This is a genomic window from Aureisphaera galaxeae, assembly GCF_028561275.1.
GTDB classification, from domain to species: Bacteria; Bacteroidota; Bacteroidia; order Flavobacteriales; family Flavobacteriaceae; genus Aureisphaera; species Aureisphaera galaxeae.
Map to the genome: position 1 here is coordinate 1 of NZ_JAQQTF010000016.1, position 2,500 is coordinate 2,500.

2 tRNA genes and 2 rRNA genes (1 of these 4 cut by a window edge) are annotated in these 2,500 nt (G+C 50.4%); all 4 read left to right on the top strand.

Annotated elements, in window-relative coordinates:
- Nucleotides 1–203: 203 nt before the first annotated feature.
- Nucleotides 204–1,723, top strand: a 16S ribosomal RNA gene (locus tag POV27_RS16840).
- A 100-nt stretch (nt 1,724–1,823) separates the two neighbouring features.
- Nucleotides 1,824–1,897: transfer RNA gene (locus POV27_RS16845), tRNA-Ile, on the top strand.
- A gap of 137 nt (nt 1,898–2,034) precedes the next feature.
- Nucleotides 2,035–2,111, top strand: a tRNA-Ala gene (locus POV27_RS16850).
- A gap of 161 nt (nt 2,112–2,272) precedes the next feature.
- A 23S ribosomal RNA gene (locus POV27_RS16855) occupies nt 2,273–2,500 on the top strand; it runs 2,582 nt beyond the window's last position.
- The 16S and 23S rRNA genes sit together here with 2 tRNA genes alongside, the layout of an rRNA operon.

Genomic DNA, 2,500 nt, shown 5'->3' on the forward strand with positions numbered 1-2,500 from the left:
ATTTGCACCCGCAAAACGGATGAGGGATTGTCCGAACAGCGGAAAAAATAGAATTAAAAGTTCATTGATATATTGAAATTGACAGCGCGTTAGGGAGGGGTACTTTTGTACTCTGACCAACGAGAATAAACTAAACTAAGTAGAAATTTCTGAGATTCTTTTGAGATCTTTTCTGAGTGCCTTGAAACATTATTCAAGATTTAACGATGAAGAGTTTGATCCTGGCTCAGGATGAACGCTAGCGGCAGGCCTAACACATGCAAGTCGAGGGGTAACATTGGTGCTTGCACCAGATGACGACCGGCGCACGGGTGCGTAACGCGTATGCAATCTGCCTTGTACTGGGGGATAGCCTTTGGAAACGAAGATTAACACCCCATGGTATCCTACACCGGCATCGGTGTTTGATTAAAGGTTACGGTACAAGATGAGCATGCGTCCTATTAGCTTGTTGGTGTGGTAACGGCACACCAAGGCTACGATAGGTAGGGGCCCTGAGAGGGGGATCCCCCACACTGGTACTGAGACACGGACCAGACTCCTACGGGAGGCAGCAGTGAGGAATATTGGACAATGGGGGCAACCCTGATCCAGCCATGCCGCGTGCAGGAAGACTGCCCTATGGGTTGTAAACTGCTTTTGTACGGGAAGAAACACCCCCACGTGTGGGGGCTTGACGGTACCGTAAGAATAAGGATCGGCTAACTCCGTGCCAGCAGCCGCGGTAATACGGAGGATCCGAGCGTTATCCGGAATCATTGGGTTTAAAGGGTCCGTAGGCGGGCGATTAAGTCAGGGGTGAAAGTTTGCGGCTCAACCGTAAAATTGCCTTTGATACTGGTCGTCTTGAATCACTGTGAAGTGGTTAGAATGTGTAGTGTAGCGGTGAAATGCATAGATATTACACAGAATACCGATTGCGAAGGCAGATCACTAACAGTGCATTGACGCTGAGGGACGAAAGCGTGGGGAGCGAACAGGATTAGATACCCTGGTAGTCCACGCCGTAAACGATGGATACTAGCTGTCCGGCCTTCGGGCTGGGTGGCCAAGCGAAAGTGATAAGTATCCCACCTGGGGAGTACGTTCGCAAGAATGAAACTCAAAGGAATTGACGGGGGCCCGCACAAGCGGTGGAGCATGTGGTTTAATTCGATGATACGCGAGGAACCTTACCAGGGCTTAAATGTAGTGGGACAGGGGTGGAAACACCCTTTTCTTCGGACTCATTACAAGGTGCTGCATGGTTGTCGTCAGCTCGTGCCGTGAGGTGTCAGGTTAAGTCCTATAACGAGCGCAACCCCTGTCGTTAGTTGCCAGCATGTAAAGATGGGAACTCTAACGAGACTGCCGGTGCAAACCGCGAGGAAGGTGGGGATGACGTCAAATCATCACGGCCCTTACGTCCTGGGCTACACACGTGCTACAATGGCCGGTACAGAGGGCAGCCACACCGCGAGGTGGAGCGAATCCTTAAAACCGGTCTCAGTTCGGATCGGGGTCTGCAACTCGACCCCGTGAAGCTGGAATCGCTAGTAATCGGATATCAGCCATGATCCGGTGAATACGTTCCCGGGCCTTGTACACACCGCCCGTCAAGCCATGGAAGCCGGGGGTACCTGAAGTCGGTCACCGCAAGGAGCTGCCTAGGGTAAAACTGGTAACTGGGGCTAAGTCGTAACAAGGTAGCCGTACCGGAAGGTGCGGCTGGAACACCTCCTTTCTAGAGCCCCTTTAAGGGGATGAGGGGTACGATTTTGAGGTCTTTTGGATCTCTGTTTCTGCTTGGTTTAGCTGTCGATTTTAATTAAAAATGCAAATGCAGTCTCATAGCTCAGCTGGTTAGAGCGCTACACTGATAATGTAGAGGTCGGCAGTTCGAGTCTGCCTGAGACTACAGATTTTAAATTTGGGGTTGTAGGCCTTGTGCCTTCGGCTTTGGATAGAGTTCATTGAGTAACAGACTAGAGATTTTGGAGGTTGGGTTGAATTCAACAATCGTTAATCGTGATTCATCAATCTGAAATCGATTACGGGGAATTAGCTCAGCTGGCTAGAGCGCCTGCCTTGCACGCAGGAGGTCACCGGTTCGACTCCGGTATTCTCCACCAAGGGCAAAAAGGGAAATTTTGCGGTATTAGCTGCCTGTTTAGGCGACCGTGTTTTCCGGGCCCGGACAGTTCATTGACATATTGGGAAAAGAGATACGAGCGCGGTACCTTGTGTACCGTGCAAAACATTGAATCAAACTCATTAAAAAGAGCAAAAAGTACAATAAGCGAACTAAGGGCGCATGGGGGATGCCTAGGCTCTCAGAGGCGATGAAGGACGTGATAAGCTGCGATAAGCCACGGGGATCGGCACATACGAACTGATCCGTGGATTTCCGAATGGGGCAACCCACCATATTGAAGATATGGTACCCGAAAGGGGGCGAACCCGGGGAACTGAAACATCTAAGTACCCGGAGGAAGAGAAAACAATAGTGATTTCGTCAGTA